At 46.3% G+C, this 16,664-nt stretch carries 16 protein-coding genes and 3 tRNA genes; 17 read left to right on the forward strand and 2 right to left on the reverse strand.

Going from position 1 to position 16,664, the window contains the following annotated elements; genetic code table 11:
• Window positions 1–247 (reverse strand): transposase (locus CIK04_RS10185; protein WP_176463262.1); only part of this gene is annotated, 247 nt, incomplete at its 3' end.
• A gap of 281 nt (window positions 248–528) precedes the next feature.
• Between CIK04_RS10185 and ftsB the strand changes: the two genes are divergently transcribed.
• From ftsB to rpoS, 8 genes are all read left to right on the forward strand, one after another.
• Window positions 529–810, forward strand: coding sequence for a cell division protein FtsB (gene ftsB, locus CIK04_RS10190; RefSeq protein ID WP_017420271.1), 282 nt, complete (start codon window positions 529–531; stop codon window positions 808–810).
• Window positions 810–1,523, forward strand: coding sequence for a 2-C-methyl-D-erythritol 4-phosphate cytidylyltransferase (gene ispD / locus CIK04_RS10195; protein WP_038941446.1), 714 nt, complete (start codon window positions 810–812; stop codon window positions 1,521–1,523). The genes ftsB and ispD overlap by 1 nt, the downstream gene beginning before the upstream one ends.
• On the forward strand, window positions 1,520–1,996 hold the full coding sequence (gene ispF, locus CIK04_RS10200; RefSeq protein ID WP_017420273.1) for a 2-C-methyl-D-erythritol 2,4-cyclodiphosphate synthase: 477 nt from the start codon (window positions 1,520–1,522) through the stop codon (window positions 1,994–1,996). Before ispD ends, ispF begins: the two co-directional genes overlap by 4 nt.
• Before the next feature lie 35 nt (window positions 1,997–2,031).
• Window positions 2,032–3,075 (forward strand): tRNA pseudouridine(13) synthase TruD, encoded by a 1,044-nt coding sequence (gene truD / locus CIK04_RS10205; RefSeq protein WP_045611400.1) that lies wholly within the window; start codon window positions 2,032–2,034, stop codon window positions 3,073–3,075.
• 5 nt (window positions 3,076–3,080) lie between these two features.
• Window positions 3,081–3,848, forward strand: a complete 768-nt coding sequence (surE, locus tag CIK04_RS10210; RefSeq protein WP_097352075.1) for a 5'/3'-nucleotidase SurE — start codon at window positions 3,081–3,083, stop codon at window positions 3,846–3,848.
• 2 nt (window positions 3,849–3,850) lie between these two features.
• The gene (locus CIK04_RS10215; protein ID WP_039548277.1) at window positions 3,851–4,477 is read left to right on the forward strand and encodes a protein-L-isoaspartate(D-aspartate) O-methyltransferase; all 627 of its coding nucleotides are present in this window, start codon (window positions 3,851–3,853) and stop codon (window positions 4,475–4,477) included.
• A gap of 43 nt (window positions 4,478–4,520) precedes the next feature.
• Complete coding sequence (locus CIK04_RS10220) at window positions 4,521–5,417, forward strand: peptidoglycan DD-metalloendopeptidase family protein (protein WP_097352076.1); 897 nt, start codon at window positions 4,521–4,523, stop codon at window positions 5,415–5,417.
• An 80-nt stretch (window positions 5,418–5,497) separates the two neighbouring features.
• A complete protein-coding gene (gene rpoS, locus CIK04_RS10225) occupies window positions 5,498–6,490 on the forward strand; it encodes an RNA polymerase sigma factor RpoS (RefSeq protein WP_017420278.1) in 993 nt (330 codons plus the stop codon).
• Between the two features lie 76 nt (window positions 6,491–6,566).
• Here rpoS and mutS read toward each other — a convergent pair whose 3' ends face one another.
• Window positions 6,567–9,128: a DNA mismatch repair protein MutS gene (mutS, locus tag CIK04_RS10230; protein ID WP_097352077.1), complete on the reverse strand. Its 2,562-nt coding sequence runs from the start codon at window positions 9,126–9,128 to the stop codon at window positions 6,567–6,569.
• 83 nt (window positions 9,129–9,211) lie between these two features.
• Between mutS and pncC the strand changes: the two genes are divergently transcribed.
• The 9 genes from pncC to CIK04_RS10275 all read left to right on the forward strand — a co-directional run bounded on the left by pncC (window position 9,212) and on the right by CIK04_RS10275 (window position 16,592).
• Window positions 9,212–9,715 carry a nicotinamide-nucleotide amidase gene (pncC, locus tag CIK04_RS10235; protein ID WP_017420280.1) on the forward strand — a complete coding sequence of 168 codons (504 nt, stop codon included), beginning with the start codon at window positions 9,212–9,214 and terminating at the stop codon, window positions 9,713–9,715.
• A 132-nt stretch (window positions 9,716–9,847) separates the two neighbouring features.
• Window positions 9,848–10,897 (forward strand): recombinase RecA, encoded by a 1,050-nt coding sequence (recA, locus tag CIK04_RS10240; protein ID WP_038941440.1) that lies wholly within the window; start codon window positions 9,848–9,850, stop codon window positions 10,895–10,897.
• Between the two features lie 109 nt (window positions 10,898–11,006).
• A complete protein-coding gene (recX, locus tag CIK04_RS10245) occupies window positions 11,007–11,468 on the forward strand; it encodes a recombination regulator RecX (protein WP_038941439.1) in 462 nt (153 codons plus the stop codon).
• A 180-nt stretch (window positions 11,469–11,648) separates the two neighbouring features.
• Window positions 11,649–14,231, forward strand: a complete 2,583-nt coding sequence (alaS, locus tag CIK04_RS10250) for an alanine--tRNA ligase (RefSeq protein ID WP_097352078.1) — start codon at window positions 11,649–11,651, stop codon at window positions 14,229–14,231.
• A 196-nt stretch (window positions 14,232–14,427) separates the two neighbouring features.
• A complete protein-coding gene (locus CIK04_RS10255; RefSeq protein WP_038941435.1) occupies window positions 14,428–15,615 on the forward strand; it encodes an aspartate kinase in 1,188 nt (395 codons plus the stop codon).
• A 91-nt stretch (window positions 15,616–15,706) separates the two neighbouring features.
• Window positions 15,707–15,898 (forward strand): carbon storage regulator CsrA, encoded by a 192-nt coding sequence (gene csrA, locus CIK04_RS10260; RefSeq protein ID WP_011079528.1) that lies wholly within the window; start codon window positions 15,707–15,709, stop codon window positions 15,896–15,898.
• 379 nt (window positions 15,899–16,277) lie between these two features.
• A tRNA-Ser gene (locus CIK04_RS10265) sits at window positions 16,278–16,369 on the forward strand.
• Between the two features lie 30 nt (window positions 16,370–16,399).
• Window positions 16,400–16,476 (forward strand) — tRNA-Arg (locus tag CIK04_RS10270).
• A 23-nt stretch (window positions 16,477–16,499) separates the two neighbouring features.
• Window positions 16,500–16,592 (forward strand) — tRNA-Ser (locus tag CIK04_RS10275).
• Window positions 16,593–16,664 lie beyond the last annotated feature (72 nt).

The following is a 16,664-nucleotide window of genomic DNA, read 5'->3' on the forward strand; positions in this document are numbered from 1 at the left end:
TTTCTTTAACGAGCTGACGCTCACTTTTTATACCAAAGATATAACCAAGCAAGATGATTTTGAAGAGACGAACAGGGTCAACAGGTGGACGCCCATTATCTTTACAATAAAGATGAGCGACTTCATCACGAATGAATTCAAAGTCGATAGCATTATCGATTTTGCGCACTAAATGGTCTTTAGGAACTAACTGTTCCATCGTCACCATTTCTAGTTCGTATTGTTGCGGGGTGGGTTCTTGAAGCATATCGGAGTATCCATATTTCGATACCCCTATTAGATCAAAGGTCTAGCTCGAAAGCTAGACCTTTGTCAGCAGTCTGACACCCCGCGCTTGCGGGGTGTTTTTTTATCGCCAATATCTCTGCGAGTCTCTCTATCGCCGTTCAATAGAAAAGTGATTGTGCATAGGGCTCTGTCATTCTCTTCACTTGCTTCTGTCTAACCCTCTCTAGAGCCAATGAGCTAATTGTGCTATAAACAGGGCTTGATCAATCTTTCCTTCTAATAAGTCATAAGTAAATTGCCATGCGACTGTTTATTCTCGTTTTAACCTTACTGTTTGGTTGGCTGCAGTACACCCTGTGGTTTGGTAAAAATGGGGTTTCCGATTACTACACGATTGAAAGTGATATTGAAGCGCAGCAATTGGTGAACACCAAGTTGCAGGCAAGAAACAGCGAAATGTACGCAGAGATAGATGACTTGAAGCAAGGGCTCGATGCCATTGAAGAGCGTGCTCGTCACGAGCTGGGTATGCTGAAAGAAGGGGAGACATTCTATCGCATTGTCGGTGAGGAGAATCCATAATGGCGCGTAGTATGACGTCATTGGTCGCCGTTGTACCGGCCGCTGGTGTCGGCAGTCGAATGAAGGCAGACCGACCAAAGCAGTATTTGCAGATCCACGGCAAAACCATTTTAGAACATACCATCGAAAGGTTGCTCTCTCATCCGGCCATTACACAAGTCGTCGTTGCCGTGAGTGAAGACGATCCTTATTACCCAGAGCTCCCTATTGCGCAACATCCCGATATCATTCGTGTTGCTGGTGGAAAAGAGCGTGCAGATTCGGTGTTATCGGCATTGCGTTTCCTTTCGCAGCAGCAACAAAAAGCAGATTGGGTTCTCGTGCATGATGCCGCAAGACCTTGTGTTGCTCATCAAGATATTGATGCCTTGATTGAACGCTGCTCCTCGCATGAGACGGGGGCGATTTTGGCGACGCCTGTGCGTGACACGATGAAGCGCGCAAACGCACAACAAATGATCGACCATACGGTGGATCGCAATGCACTTTGGCATGCCTTAACGCCGCAAATGTTCAAAACCGAAGTGCTGACAGACGCGCTAAGCGATGCGTTGGCACAAGGTGTGGCGATTACCGACGAAGCCTCCGCGTTAGAATGGCGAGGAGAGCTGCCAGCTTTAGTTCAAGGGTGCTCGAGTAACATCAAAGTCACTCAACCTGAAGATCTCGCTTTAGCGGAATTTTATTTGAGCCGAGAAAAGGATAGAAAATGATGAGAATTGGTCATGGTTTCGATGTACACAAATTTGGTGGCGAAGGCCCGGTTATCATCGGTGGTGTTGCGGTTCCTTATGAACAAGGACTGATTGCTCACTCCGATGGTGATGTTGCTTTACATGCGTTAAGCGATGCTCTGCTGGGGGCGATTGCCGCAGGTGATATTGGCCGACATTTTCCAGATACGGATGACAAATGGAAAGGGGCAGACAGTCGAGAGCTCTTGAAAGACGTTTATCGCCGAGTCAAAGAACAAGGCTACAAACTGGGGAATGCGGATGTGACCATCATCGCGCAAGCACCCAAAATGGCCCCTTATATCGATGCCATGCGTGAAGCCATCGCTCACGACTTGGAAACCGATATTCGTAATATTAATGTCAAAGCGACAACAACCGAGCGTTTGGGTTTTACAGGACGCAAAGAAGGTATTGCAACGGAAGCCGTTGTGTTACTGATTAAGCAATAATATTAGCATTAGCAAAACTGGCAGTGGATAGTTCTATGACAGACACTTTGGCTTCTCTGGCCTATTTAGCGGGTAAACCAACCGCACAAGCAAAAATCAAAGCAAAACCAGAACATTTTCAGGTAAGAGAAGACTTAGGTTTTGAGTTCACTGGTTCTGGTGAGCACCTGATGGTACGCATCCGAAAAACTGGCGAGAACACCTCCTTTGTTGCCAATGAATTGGCGAAAGCATGTGGCGTGAAATCAAAAGACGTCAGTTGGGCTGGCTTGAAAGATCGCCACGCGGTGACGGAACAATGGCTTAGTGTTCATTTGCCTAAAGCGGAAACACCGGATTTTTCCGCTTTCCTCGCGCAATACCCATCGATTGAAATTCTCGCTACCGCTCGTCATAACAAGAAGTTACGACCAGGGGATCTTGTTGGGAACGATTTCGTCGTGACGTTATCGGAAGTCTCAGATGTGGACGATGTGCTCAAACGTCTAGAGACGGTCGCAAAGCTTGGTGTTCCAAATTATTTTGGTAATCAGCGTTTTGGTAACAATGGCAATAACCTGCAAGAAGCAAAACGTTGGGGCAGAGACAATGTTCGTAGCCGCAATCAAAATCAACGTAGCCTCTACTTGTCTGCTGCGCGTTCGTGGATCTTCAATTTAATTGTCTCGGCGCGACTTGAGCAATCACTGTTCGATAAGGTTTTGCTTGGCGACATCCTGTTTAAGGGGGATGAACAGCTGTTGGTGAGTGCAGAAAATCATGCGGATCTCCAGTCTCAATATGATGCTGGCGACTTGGTGATCAGTGGTGCTTTGGCTGGCGATAATGCCTTGCCGACTCAAGATAACGCGTTGGCGTTAGAGCAAGTGTTCTTAGATGCTGAACCCGATCTTATGGCGCTGATTCGCGGTAATCGCATGAGACACGATCGTCGAGCGATCGCATTGAAGCCGGCCAATCTCAGTTGGCAAGTGGATGGTAATAGCATCACCCTGACTTTCTCGCTCGATGCAGGCTCTTTTGCAACGTCCATTATCCGCGAGCTAGTGCAAGAAATCGCGTTTGAAAGAGAATTCTAATTATCATGGAAGATAAGCAAACTAAACCGCTGCGCATTTTGCTGAGTAATGACGATGGCGTTTTTGCAGAAGGTATTCGCACGTTAGCTAACGAACTAAGCACATTGGCAGAAGTGATCATCGTTGCACCGGATCGCAATCGCTCAGGAGCGTCAAACTCGCTAACGCTGGAACAGCCACTGCGAGTGACCTGTGTTGAAGAAAATGTTTATTCAGTGCAAGGCACGCCCACTGATTGTGTCCATTTTGCTTTAAACGAACTACTGAAAAATGATCTCCCAGACTTAGTGTTAAGTGGCATCAATCATGGCGCCAATCTAGGGGATGATGTGCTTTATTCGGGCACGGTCGCTGCAGCGATGGAAGGGCATTTTCTTGGTGTGCAGTCGATCGCTTTTTCTCTGGTTGGTAAAAGCCACTTTAAAACCGCAGCAACCATTGCCAAGCAGATCGTTGAGCAACATTTAGCGAAACCTATTCCGACTAATCGTTTATTGAACATCAATATTCCGGATCTGCCGCTCGAGCAGCTCAAAGAGATACGAGTGACTCGTTTAGGCGCACGCCATCATGCAGAGAATATGATCAAGCAGCTTGATCCCCGTGGTCATGAAATCTACTGGTTAGGCCCTCCGGGCAAAGAGCAAGATGCGGGAGAGGGAACCGATTTTCACGCGATTGAGCAAGGCTATGTGTCTATTACACCACTGCAAGTTGATTTAACTGCATATGAATCACTCCGAGCGATGGATACTTGGCTAAAGGAAAAGTAATCATGAGCAATCCTCAAGCAGAAAGATTGGTTCACTTCTTAGCGGTCAATGGCATCCGTGATAGCGAAGTTTTATCAGCCATCGCTCGTGTGCCGAGAGAGTGTTTTTTGTCACAAGCTATGATGCATCAGGCTTATGACAACAACGCTTTGCCTATTGGTCAAGGTCAGACAATCTCTCAGCCCTATATTGTGGCCAAAATGACGGAACTTTTGCGTCTTAAAAGAGACAGTAAAGTATTGGAAATTGGCACTGGATCGGGTTATCAAACCGCAGTATTAGCGCTTCTGGTTGAGCATGTATATTCTGTTGAGCGCATCAAATCTTTACAGTGGGATGCAAAACGTCGCTTAAAACAGTTGGATATCTACAATGTCTCGACTAAGCATGGCGACGGCTGGCTTGGCTGGGAAAATAAAGGACCTTTTGACGCGATCATTGTGACCGCCGCAGCAGAAAGTGTTCCACCGGCGTTACTTCAACAATTGAATGATGGTGGCCGCATGGTACTCCCTGTCGGTACGGATGAGCAGCATTTGATCTTGATTGAGCGTCAAAAAGATCAGTTTGTTTCCCAAGTGATCGAAGCGGTGAACTTTGTGCCGCTGATCGCCGGAGACTTGGCATAATTTGAGATTAGGTGTGAGTAAGCGTCTTTATTTACGTGGTTCAATGATTCTCAGTACAGCTTTACTGGTAGGCTGTGCTGCGCATACTCCTGCGCCGGTCACGGGATTGAGTAAAGACTATAACACGGTTGATCGTGGTAGCTATCGCGGCAGTTATTACGAGGTTGAAAAGGGCGATACGCTGTATTTTATATCCTACGTCACAGATAAAGATGTAAATGAGTTAATCCGTTTCAATAATTTGACAGAGCCTTACACGATTTATCCGGGCCAGAAACTCAAGTTGTGGGCACCTGCTTATGTCGCACCAAAATATGGCCAAACGGTAGAAACCCCTGCTACAACTGTGGTTGCTGCGTCAACGGTTGCGGTGGTGGCTCCCAAACCTACACCGACAACACCAAAAGAATCGAGTAATAACTCTACTCAGAAGCCCGCAAAACCTGCGCCTCAAGTGGTTAAAAAAGATCCAGTTAAGGGTATTGATCAATCCAAACCAAAGGAGTATGTTGGTTCAAAAGGTAAGGAAAATGTTAAAATCACCACTTCACCACCACCGGCAAATAACGAAAAAATAGCCAAGTGGCAGTGGCCAACAAAAGGGAGAGTAATTAAAAACTTCTCTGCAGGAGAACAAGGAAATAAAGGCATTGATATCGCAGGACAGCGAGGTCAGCCTATCGTTTCAACGGCAGGAGGTACCGTGGTTTATTCGGGTAACGCGCTAAGAGGTTATGGCAATTTAATCATTGTTAAACATAACGATAATTACCTCAGTGCGTATGCGCATAACGATCGGTTGTTGGTATCGGAAGGGCAAAGTGTTAAAGCTGGGCAACAAATCGCCACAATGGGCAGTTCTGGAGCCAAAACAGTGATGCTGCACTTCGAAATTCGTTACCAAGGTAAATCAGTGAATCCAAAGCGCTATTTACCGTAAATCAACTTTGAAACAACTTGCGACACAACTAGCGACATTTAAAGTTGTAATGTCTTGCTAACTCGCCATGGGGAGGCGTTATGAGTATCAGCAACACAGTCACCAAAGTTAAAGATCTCGATGTTAATCAGATGGATGATGATTTTAACGACGATATCGAGATGAATGAAAAAGAAGATCTTACCGAAGAAAAAGTCACACTTCGCGAGGAGTTTGACGCCAGCAACAAGAGCTTAGACGCGACACAGCTCTATCTAGGAGAAATTGGCTTTTCTCCACTATTAACCGCAGAAGAAGAAGTGCTTTATGCTCGACGTGCATTACGAGGCGATGAAGCCGCGCGTAAACGTATGATTGAAAGTAACTTACGTCTAGTGGTTAAGATTTCCCGCCGTTACAGTAATCGCGGTCTTGCACTGCTTGATTTGATTGAAGAGGGTAACCTTGGTTTGATCCGTGCGGTTGAGAAATTCGATCCTGAGCGTGGTTTCCGCTTCTCGACTTACGCAACATGGTGGATTCGCCAAACCATCGAACGTGCTTTAATGAATCAGACTCGAACCATCCGTTTACCTATCCATGTTGTTAAAGAGCTGAACATTTATCTACGTACGGCGCGTGAGCTTTCTCAAAAACTCGATCATGAGCCAACCGCTGAAGAGATCGCTGCGCAACTGGATATTCCGGTTGACGATGTGAGCAAAATGCTGCGTTTGAACGAGCGTATTAGTTCTGTTGATACGCCGATTGGTGGAGATGGAGAGAAGGCGTTATTAGATATTATTCCTGATGCAAACAACTCTGACCCAGAGGTTTCAACGCAAGATGAAGACATGCGTGTTTCCTTGATTCATTGGTTGGAAGAGCTCAATCCGAAACAAAAAGAAGTGTTGGCACGTCGCTTTGGTTTGTTGGGCTATGAGCCTTCAACGCTGGAAGAGGTTGGACAAGAGATTGGTTTAACTCGTGAGCGAGTGCGCCAGATTCAGGTTGAAGGGTTACGTCGCCTCCGTGAAGTTCTGATCAAACAAGGTCTGAATATGGAAAACTTGTTTGATATCGATATGGATTGAGTTTGCATATCTCCAATAGAAAAAAGGCTATGGGTTCATAGCCTTTTGTCATTTTAGTGATGCTCGTTTTAAAATGTTAGAGCATTTTCTTTAAACGATATAGGGCTTCTAGCGCTTGGCGTGGGGTCAGATCATCTGGATCTATGCTAGCCAAAGTTTGTTCTACTTCACTTGGCTCTGGAATGAGGCTCAATTGGTTGGCGATATCCACCGTTCTTGCTTTTGGCTGAGAACCCTCTGCGCTGAGCAGCTCAAGTTGAGACAATTTTTGACGGGCGTTTTTAATCACCGTTTTTGGAACACCCGCTAACCCCGCAACCGCCAAACCGTAGGATTTGCTTGCCGCCCCCTCTTGTACGGCGTGCATAAAGGCGATGCTGTCGCCATGCTCAACCGCATCAAGATGCACGTTGGCCAAGTGAGGAAGTTGATTAGGCAGTTCTGTCAGTTCAAAGTAATGCGTCGCAAATAACGTCATCGCGCCAATCTGAGTCGCAAGCCAGTGTGCGCTTGCCCACGCTAGAGAAAGGCCATCATAGGTACTGGTACCACGTCCAATTTCATCCATCAAAACTAAGCTATTTGCTGTCGCGTTGTGCAAGATATTAGCTGTTTCTGTCATTTCTACCATGAAGGTTGAACGTCCTGACGCGAGATCATCCGATGCGCCAATTCGAGTAAAGATGCGATCAATTGAGCCAATGGTGGCAGATTCGGCAGGAACGTAAGAACCAATGTGCGCCATTAAAGCAATCAATGCGGTTTGGCGCATGTAGGTGGATTTACCCCCCATGTTTGGACCGGTGATGATCAACATTTTACGTTGGCTGTTCAGTTCTATTGGGTTGGCAATAAAGGGATCGGAAGTGACTTGTTCCACCACAGGATGACGACCCGCGGTAATGTGAACGATGGGATCTTTGGTTAAATTTGGTCGACAATAATCAAGCGTATCAGCACGCTCCGCCAAATTCTGCAATACATCCAATTGTGCAACCGCTGCTGCCAACTCTTGCAAACGGGCTAGGTGAGGTAGCAACAGATCAAAGAGCTCTTCCCACAGTTGCTTTTCAATGGCTAACGCTTTGGATTTTGAGTTGAGAACTTTATCTTCATGCTCTTTCAGTTCAGGAATGATGTAACGTTCAGCGTTTTTCAGCGTTTGACGGCGAACATAGTGTGGTGGAACCAAATGGCTTTGGCCGCGGCTTACTTGGATGTAGAAACCGTGGACATTGTTGTATCCCACTTTAAGCGTATCGATGCCGTGGCGATCTCGCTCTTCCTCTTCGAGTTTTTCCAAGTAGCCAGTGGCACCGTCTGCAAGATCGCGCCATTCATCCAAATCTGCGCTGTACCCTTCGGCAATGACACCTCCATCGCGAATCACTACTGGCGGGTTTTCTTTAATGGCACGCTCGAGCAACTCACACACATCATCCATTGGAGCGGCTGCCGTGGCCAGTGATTTGAGATGGCTATTACCCAGTGAAGACAGCGCTTGAGCTAATTCGGGTAGTTGTTGCATCGCATGGCGTAATCGAGCGAGATCGCGTGGACGTGCGGAGCGGAGTGCTAAGCGAGCCAAAATACGTTCAATATCGCCGATTTGTTTCACCACGGGATGAATATCGCTAAATAGAGCTTGTTCTTTCAGTTCGGCGATGGCGTCTAGGCGGTGCTCTCGCGTGGTAATACAGCGCATTGGTTGATGGATCCAGCGTTTTAGCATCCGGCTTCCCATTGGCGTCGCGCAACGATCCAAAACCGCAGCAAGCGTGTTGTCACTTCCGCCAGCGAGGTTTTGAGTCAATTCGAGATTGCGTCTGGTCGCGGCATCAAGGATAACCGAGTCATCTTGGCGATCATAAGTAAGCGCGCGGATATGAGGAAGTGCTGTACGTTGAGTATCTTTGACATACTGGATCAAGCAACCTGCGGCGCACAACCCTAACATCGCATTTTCTACGCCAAAGCCGACCAAGTCTTTGGTGCCAAATTGCTGGTTGAGCTGTTGTTTGGCCGTTTCAAGTTCGAACTCCCAAACTGGACGACGACGGTTGCCGTTACGGCCTGTCATCAAATGAACGGGCTCAAAATCTTCTGGGAAGAGTAACTCACGCGGAGAGGTGCGTTGTAGCTCAGCAGCCATTGCCTCTTCTGACTGAGGTTCAACCAATTGGAAACGACCAGAGGTGACATCCAAGGTGGCGTAGCCGAATTTGCCATTGTGGTGATAAATCGCGGCAATTAAGTTATCCAAACGTTCAGACAGTAAAGCTTCATCTGTTACTGTACCCGGCGTGACAATACGAACGACTTTGCGCTCTACGGGGCCTTTACTGGTGGCAGGATCACCAACTTGCTCGCAGATCGCGACGGATTCCCCAAGCTGAACCAATTTCGCCAAATACCCTTCAACGGCATGAAATGGCACACCAGCCATAGGAATGGGTTCTCCTGCCGAAGCGCCGCGCTTGGTGAGAGAAATATCCAGCAACTGCGACGCCTTCTTTGCATCGTCGTAAAAAAGTTCGTAGAAGTCGCCCATGCGATAAAACAGCAAAATATCGGGATTTTCTGCCTTCAATCTGAGGTATTGCTGCATCATTGGGGTATGTTGTTGTTCAGCTTTCACGGTTTTTATCTTTAGTTTGGACTGTTTGCGGCTTAGGATACGTGAATCACTGATAGTGTAAAAGAGAGAAAAGGGAAATCGGCATGCAATCACTAATACAATTATCAGAACAACTGGGTGAGCGCCTTTTGCAACAAGGTGAAGTGTTGGCTACCGCCGAATCGTGTACGGGCGGTGGCGTTGCAAACATGGTCACGGAAGTCGCGGGCAGCTCGGCTTGGTTTGATCGTGCATTTGTCACTTATAGCAATGAAGCAAAACAAGAAATGTTGGGAGTGGCAGAAAAAACCTTGGCCGATTTTGGTGCGGTCTCGGAGGCTGTGGTTAAAGAAATGGTACTGGGGACTTTAGCCCATTCGAATGCAACTATCGCGGTGTCCATTAGTGGCATTGCTGGGCCTAGCGGTGGTAGCGCGGAAAAGCCTGTTGGCACCGTTTGTTTTGGTTTTGCTGATAAATATGGATGGCTACGGTGTGAGACCTGCTATTTTGCCGGCGATAGAGCAAAAGTTCGCATACAAGCGATTGAATACAGTTTAAAAGTCTTGTGTGATGCGCTACTGAAAAATGGCAGTGAACGTAAATAACAGGCGAAATTTTTTATACAGGGGTGGACACTGTACAAATCAACAGTATAATGAGCCCCAACATGACAAACATTGTCGACCCTATTTCGACATAATTACCTATCACCTGAGAGTGACTATCTGGAGAGAGTAATGGACGAGAACAAACAGAAGGCACTGGCCGCCGCGCTAGGTCAAATTGAAAAGCAGTTCGGTAAAGGTTCAATCATGCGCCTAGGTGACAACCGTGCGATGGATGTTGAAACCATCTCGACAGGTTCACTATCTCTGGATATTGCGCTGGGTGCTGGTGGCTTACCAATGGGCCGTATAGTTGAAATTTTTGGTCCAGAATCTTCAGGTAAAACCACGTTGACCCTTGAGCTGATCGCTGCGGCTCAACGTGAAGGCAAAACTTGTGCGTTTATCGATGCTGAGCACGCGTTAGATCCTGTGTATGCGAAGAAACTTGGCGTTAATATCGACCAATTGTTGGTATCTCAGCCTGATACGGGTGAACAAGCATTGGAAATCTGTGATGCTCTTGCTCGCTCAGGTGCGGTTGACGTTATTGTTGTCGACTCTGTGGCAGCATTGACACCAAAGGCAGAAATCGAAGGTGAGATGGGCGATTCGCACATGGGTCTTCAAGCTCGTATGCTCTCTCAAGCGATGCGTAAGTTAACGGGGAACCTAAAACAGTCTAACTGTATGTGTATCTTCATCAACCAGATCCGTATGAAGATCGGTGTGATGTTTGGTAACCCAGAAACCACAACAGGTGGTAACGCACTGAAATTCTACGCTTCTGTTCGTCTTGATATTCGCCGTACTGGTGCGATCAAAGAAGGCGATGAGGTAGTGGGTAACGAAACGCGTATCAAAGTGGTGAAGAATAAGATCGCTGCGCCGTTTAAAGAAGCCAACACTCAAATTATGTACGGCCAGGGCTTTAACCGTGAAGGTGAACTGATTGACCTAGGCGTGAAATGTAAGCTGATTGAAAAATCAGGTGCTTGGTATAGCTATAACGGCGACAAAATTGGCCAAGGTAAAGCGAACGCATGTAAGTACCTGAAAGAAAACGTAGATGTAGCAAAAGTACTGGATACAAAATTGCGTGAATTGTTGCTTTCTTCAGCAAACATCAACGATGAATCGGCAGAGTTAGTCGAAGAAATGCCAGAGCAAGAAGAGTTTTAATTTCAGCCTCTATTTCATCAAGCCCTGCAATGCAGGGCTTTTTTCTTCTTTTCTCTTTTCTATTTCGGATTCACTTTCTTTACTTATCCCCCCTATTTAAGGAGTTCTGATGCATCATCGCTTTACGCCGCCAATGATGAGTTGCAAAGACACGGCGATTCAGCTGCTCAGTCGACGAGATCATGGTCAGTATGAGTTAAAACAAAAACTCACTGTGAAAGGATACGCTAGCCAAGATATTGAAAATGCGCTGCATTTTTGCTTGGAACATGGTTATCTCGATGATCTTCGTTATGCCAAAAGCCAAATCCGACAACACGTTGGAAAAGGGCATGGAGAAAGACGCATACGACAGGAGTTATCGCTTAAGCAAGTCGCCGATTCTGTGGTTGAAAATGCATTTACGGAAGAGCCACAAGATTGGTTTGAGCTAGCCAAATCCGTTGCAATGAAAAAGTTCAACGGAGTAAAGGCCAAAGAACAAAAAGAGTATGCAAAACAAGTTCGCTTTCTCCAATATCGTGGTTTTTCATTTGAACAGATACGCTATGCGCTAAGCGATGAAGCATAATGTTTCCGTCCATTCCCTCCTAACTTTTCTCTCCTCACTTTCGTAAAGAAATCATGATTTCTCGCTATTAAACGATTTTTTCATTTCATCCGCTCTTTTCCATAAGAAAACTAGTCGAAGCTTTAAGCATGATCTACAATACGGCAAAATTCTAACTCGACTATTTTCAGGAAGAGCTGCATGTACATGAGCACTGATGAGGTTCGTAACGCGTTCCTCAAGTTCTTTGAGAGCAAAGGACACCAAATCGTAGAAAGTTCATCGTTGGTTCCACATAACGATCCGACCCTGCTATTTACTAACGCGGGTATGAACCAATTCAAAGATTGCTTTTTGGGCGCAGAAAAGCGTGCCTACACTCGAGCAACGACGGCTCAACGTTGTGTACGTGCAGGTGGTAAACACAATGACCTAGAAAACGTAGGTTTTACCGCTCGTCACCATACTTTCTTTGAAATGCTAGGCAACTTCAGCTTTGGTGACTACTTCAAAGAAGACGCGATTGCTTTTGCTTGGGAATTCCTCACTGAGACGCTAAAACTGCCAAAAGATCTCCTTTTGGTCACAGTTTACGAAACGGATGATGAAGCTTTTGATATCTGGAACCAAAAAGTTGGTGTTCCAGCTGATCGCATCATTCGCATCGGCGATAAAAAGGGTGGTAAGCAGTACGAGTCAGACAACTTCTGGACTATGGGTGACACAGGGCCTTGTGGTCCTTGTACTGAGATCTTTTATGACCACGGTGAACACATTTGGGGTGGTCGTCCTGGCTCTCCTGAAGAGGATGGTGACCGTTTCATCGAAATCTGGAACAACGTTTTCATGCAGTTCAACCGCCATGCCGATGGCACGATGGAGCCGCTACCTAAGCCGTCTGTTGATACGGGCATGGGCATTGAGCGTATTTCTGCCATCATGCAGGGCGTCCATTCAAACTATGAAATTGATGTATTCCAAAAGCTAATCAAAGCGACAGCTGAGATCGTCGGTTGTGAAGACCTATCAAACCAGTCGCTACGCGTTATCGCAGACCACATCCGCTCTTGTTCATTTCTAATCGCGGATGGCGTGATGCCTTCAAACGAAGGTCGTGGTTACGTGCTACGTCGCATCATTCGTCGCGCCGTTCGTCACGGTAACAAGCTAGGTGCACAAGGCGTATTCTTCCACAAACTTGTCGGCGTATTGGCTGAAGCGATGGGCAGTGCCGCTGACGAACTTAAGAAGCAACAAGCGATTGTTGAAAAAGTACTTCGCATCGAAGAAGAAAACTTTGGCCGTACACTCGAGCGCGGCATGGTTATCCTCAATGAGGCTCTCGATGCACTTGAAGGTAAAGAGCTGGACGGTGAAACGGTATTCAAGCTTTATGACACTTACGGTTTCCCTGCTGACTTAACGAACGATGTTGCTCGTGAACGAGATTTCACTATCGACGAAGCTGGTTTCGAGAAAGCGATGGAAGAGCAACGTCAGCGCGCTCGTGAAGCAGGTCAGTTTGGTACCGATTACAACGCGAAAATCAAAACTGAATCTGAAACGGAATTCTGTGGATACGCAGGCACTCAAGGTAACAGCGTTGTTGCTGAAATCTTCGTTGAAGGTGAAGCGGCTGACTCTCTGTCGGCTGGCGACAAAGCGATCATTATCCTTGGTGAAACACCATTCTACGCAGAGTCGGGCGGTCAGTGTGGCGACTCAGGTGTATTAAAAACAGAATCAGGTCTATTCCAAGTGGAAGACACCCAGAAATTAGGTAACGCAATTGCGCACCACGGGGTTCTAGTTGAAGGTGTACTAGCAAAAGGTGATCAAGTTTCTGCGATCGTGGATGCTGAGCGCCGTGCTGCAATTTCACTCAACCACTCAGCAACACACTTGCTTCATGCCGCTCTACGCCAAGTTCTAGGTGAACACGTAGCGCAAAAAGGCTCATTGGTGAAGGCTGAGAACTTACGTTTTGACTTCTCACATCTAGAAGCTGTCACAGCAGCAGAGCTGAAAGAAGTTGAACGTCTAGTGAATGCTCAGATTCGTCGTAACCATGCCATTGAAACTAACATCATGGACATCGAATCGGCGAAGCAGAAAGGCGCTATGGCGTTGTTCGGTGAGAAATACGATGACGAAGTTCGTGTGTTGTCTATGGGTGATTTCTCTACCGAACTTTGTGGTGGTATTCACGCATCAAATACTGGTGATATTGGCTTGTTCAAGATCACTTCAGAAGGTGGTATTGCTGCGGGTATTCGCCGTATTGAAGCGGTAACTGGCGAAGCTGCGCTTGAGGCGATTGACGCACAAGCTCGTAAGTTTGAAGAGAAACTTCAAGATGCAGCGAATAAAGCGAAGTCGCTAGAGAAAGAAATTCAACAGCTTAAAGACAAGCTGGCTTCACAAGCAAGCGCAAACTTGATTGATCAAGTAAAAGAAATTGCGGGTGTGAAAGTCTTAGTAGCGAAACTTGACGGTGCTGATAACAAAGCGCTGCGCGGCATGGTGGATGAGCTGAAAAACCAAATGGGCAGCGGCATCATTATGTTGGGTAACGTTGCTGATGATAAAGTGGGTTTGATCGCGGGTGTGACCCAAGATTTGACTTCAAAAGTGAAAGCAGGCGAGCTTGTTAACATGGTTGCGCAGCAAGTGGGTGGTAAAGGTGGCGGCCGTCCTGATATGGCACAGGCTGGTGGTACCGATAGCTCGGCTCTACCTTCAGCTCTGGCATCTGTCGACGCGTGGATCGCTGAACGTCTTTAATTTATAAATCATAACGCTCAATCAAAGTTTTTTTGATTGAGCGTATTTTTTTTGTGTCAACCAAGTGGTTTAATTGGCGGAAATTTAAACAGACCAATTAAACTGCTTGGTTTTTTATGTAACTACTGCGGAATATTTGTCAGATCAAATAGGAAGTGGTCCGAATGAGACTTTGGTCTTGGGAAGGTGAAGACTGGTGAAAAAATCCCTTATCGTGCAAAAGTTCGGCGGAACCTCTATGGGTTCGATTGAAAGAATTCATACAGTGGCTGAACACATCATTAAGGCGAAAAATGATGGTAATCAAGTTGTCGTTGTTGTCTCTGCGATGGCAGGTGAAACCAACCGACTATTGGACTTGGCTAAGCAGGTAGATAGTGTACCTACGGCCCGGGAACTTGATGTTTTGCTCTCTGCTGGTGAGCAAGTGTCTATGGCACTGCTAGCAATGACGCTGAATAAATTAGGCTATGCAGCGCGCTCACTTACCGGAGCACAAGCGAATATTGTGACGGATACTCAGCACAATGACGCGACGATTAAACACATTGATACGACGCCAATTAACGAGCTGCTTAAACAAGATCAGATCGTGATTGTCGCAGGTTTTCAGGGTGTGAATGAAAATGGGGATATCACCACTTTAGGTCGAGGCGGCTCCGATACGAGTGCCGTGACATTAGCTGGCGCATTAGCGGCTGATGAATGTCAAATCTTTACCGACGTTGATGGTATTTATACGTGTGATCCACGTGTGGTTAAAACGGCTCAGAAACTGGACATTATTGATTTTCCTTCCATGGAAGAGATGGCCAGAAAAGGAGCTAAAGTACTGCATTTGCCTTGCGTTCAATTCGCTTGGGAAAATGAGGTGCCGCTACGCGTGCTTTCGACCTTCGAGATTAATGAAGGGAGTCTGGTTAAAGGAGAAACTGGCACACAAGCTGTATGCGGTATAGCACTGCAACGCGATCTTGCCATGATTAAGGTCTCTAAAGAGTCTTTATCCAGCCTGACAAAGCAATGTCAGATGTTGGGTATTGAAATTTGGAATGTGATCGAAGAAGCAGATTGGGCAGGTATCATGATAAAACAGGATGCTTGTGCTAAGTTGGATCTGGTTTTCAGCGATAAAATCCGTAATAGTGAAGCAGTAAGCTTGTTGACCGTCGTCGGTCTTGAAGCAAATTCATTGATGCAACATGCATGTGATGCACTGACAACACAAGGTATAGCGATTCGTCATCAATGTGTGACGCCGTTGTCCAGTATGTTAGTTGTATCTCCTGAGAGTGTCGATCAGGCAGCAAACATACTGCACGATGCTTATATTAGTTCTAACGAAGCCTTAAATATTCAGCAGAAACAAGCCTTTTTAGGTTAATTTTCACAAACATGGTAGTTTACGAAAATATAACTTTTGTTGGATAATAGCCTCGTAGCTAGAGATTTAGAGATTACTCAAGGAGCAAAGAATGCTAATTTTGACTCGCCGCGTAGGCGAAACACTGATGATTGGTGACGAAGTGACAGTAACGGTACTGGGTGTTAAAGGCAACCAGGTTCGTATTGGTGTGAACGCTCCTAAAGACGTTTCTGTACACCGTGAAGAGATCTACATGCGCATTCAGGCTGAGAAAGGCAACGTTACCCCAGGTAACTACTAAGCTTAATCTCTGAATGATAGAGGCTGGCCATAAAGGTCAGCCTTTTTTATATCTGCATTTTCTTAAATGCTTTGTTCCGGGGATGAGAAAACAAGGTGGTGAAACACCTTCCAACTTGGCAATTTAAAATGGGGTAGCTTTGTGTTTAGCACAAGAAAGTTTTGTAAGTGATTGCTCAGATAATTTTGCTCATTTGGTCGTGCATTTCATCGCACGGCAATAAGGTCATTTTCTTGCTTAAAGGTTGTTTTTACAGCAACAAAGTTCATTAATTACACGTATTGATTAAATAGGCAACGCTTGAGCGGTATTGCGCTATTTTTTCAAAGAAAATGTTTGACTTATTTTTGGTAAATCGTAATATGTGCCTCCGCAAGACGGTGAGGTGGCCGAGAGGCTGAAGGCGCTCCCCTGCTAAGGGAGTATACGGTTTATCCCGTATCGAGGGTTCGAATCCCTCCTTCACCGCCATTCTTGCACAATCGTTTTACGATGAATTGCGCGCTCGTAGCTCAGCTGGATAGAGTACCTGGCTACGAACCAGGCGGTCAGAGGTTCGAATCCTCTCGAGCGCGCCATATCGTAAAACGGAACAAAAGACGGTGAGGTGGCCGAGAGGCTGAAGGCGCTCCCCTGCTAAGGGAGTAGTACGGTTTATCCCGTATCGAGGGTTCGAATCCCTCCTTCACCGCCATTTATTGACAAGTGAGTCAATTTTTTGTTCCAAAGAAATTATTGTGATAGACTTCACAACTCTCTTGGTAGG

Source organism: Vibrio sp. 03_296 (assembly GCF_002265885.1).

Coding starts and splice junctions, on each gene's coding strand:
- ftsB (WP_017420271.1), top strand. CDS start 529: ATGCGACTGTTTATTCTCGTTTTAACCTTACTGTTTGGTTGGCTGCAG.
- ispD (WP_038941446.1), top strand. CDS start 810: ATGGCGCGTAGTATGACGTCATTGGTCGCCGTTGTACCGGCCGCTGGT.
- ispF (WP_017420273.1), top strand. CDS start 1,520: ATGATGAGAATTGGTCATGGTTTCGATGTACACAAATTTGGTGGCGAA.
- truD (WP_045611400.1), top strand. CDS start 2,032: ATGACAGACACTTTGGCTTCTCTGGCCTATTTAGCGGGTAAACCAACC.
- surE (WP_097352075.1), top strand. CDS start 3,081: ATGGAAGATAAGCAAACTAAACCGCTGCGCATTTTGCTGAGTAATGAC.
- CIK04_RS10215 (WP_039548277.1), top strand. CDS start 3,851: ATGAGCAATCCTCAAGCAGAAAGATTGGTTCACTTCTTAGCGGTCAAT.
- CIK04_RS10220 (WP_097352076.1), top strand. CDS start 4,521: ATGATTCTCAGTACAGCTTTACTGGTAGGCTGTGCTGCGCATACTCCT.
- rpoS (WP_017420278.1), top strand. CDS start 5,498: ATGAGTATCAGCAACACAGTCACCAAAGTTAAAGATCTCGATGTTAAT.
- pncC (WP_017420280.1), top strand. CDS start 9,212: ATGCAATCACTAATACAATTATCAGAACAACTGGGTGAGCGCCTTTTG.
- recA (WP_038941440.1), top strand. CDS start 9,848: ATGGACGAGAACAAACAGAAGGCACTGGCCGCCGCGCTAGGTCAAATT.
- recX (WP_038941439.1), top strand. CDS start 11,007: ATGCATCATCGCTTTACGCCGCCAATGATGAGTTGCAAAGACACGGCG.
- alaS (WP_097352078.1), top strand. CDS start 11,649: ATGTACATGAGCACTGATGAGGTTCGTAACGCGTTCCTCAAGTTCTTT.
- csrA (WP_011079528.1), top strand. CDS start 15,707: ATGCTAATTTTGACTCGCCGCGTAGGCGAAACACTGATGATTGGTGAC.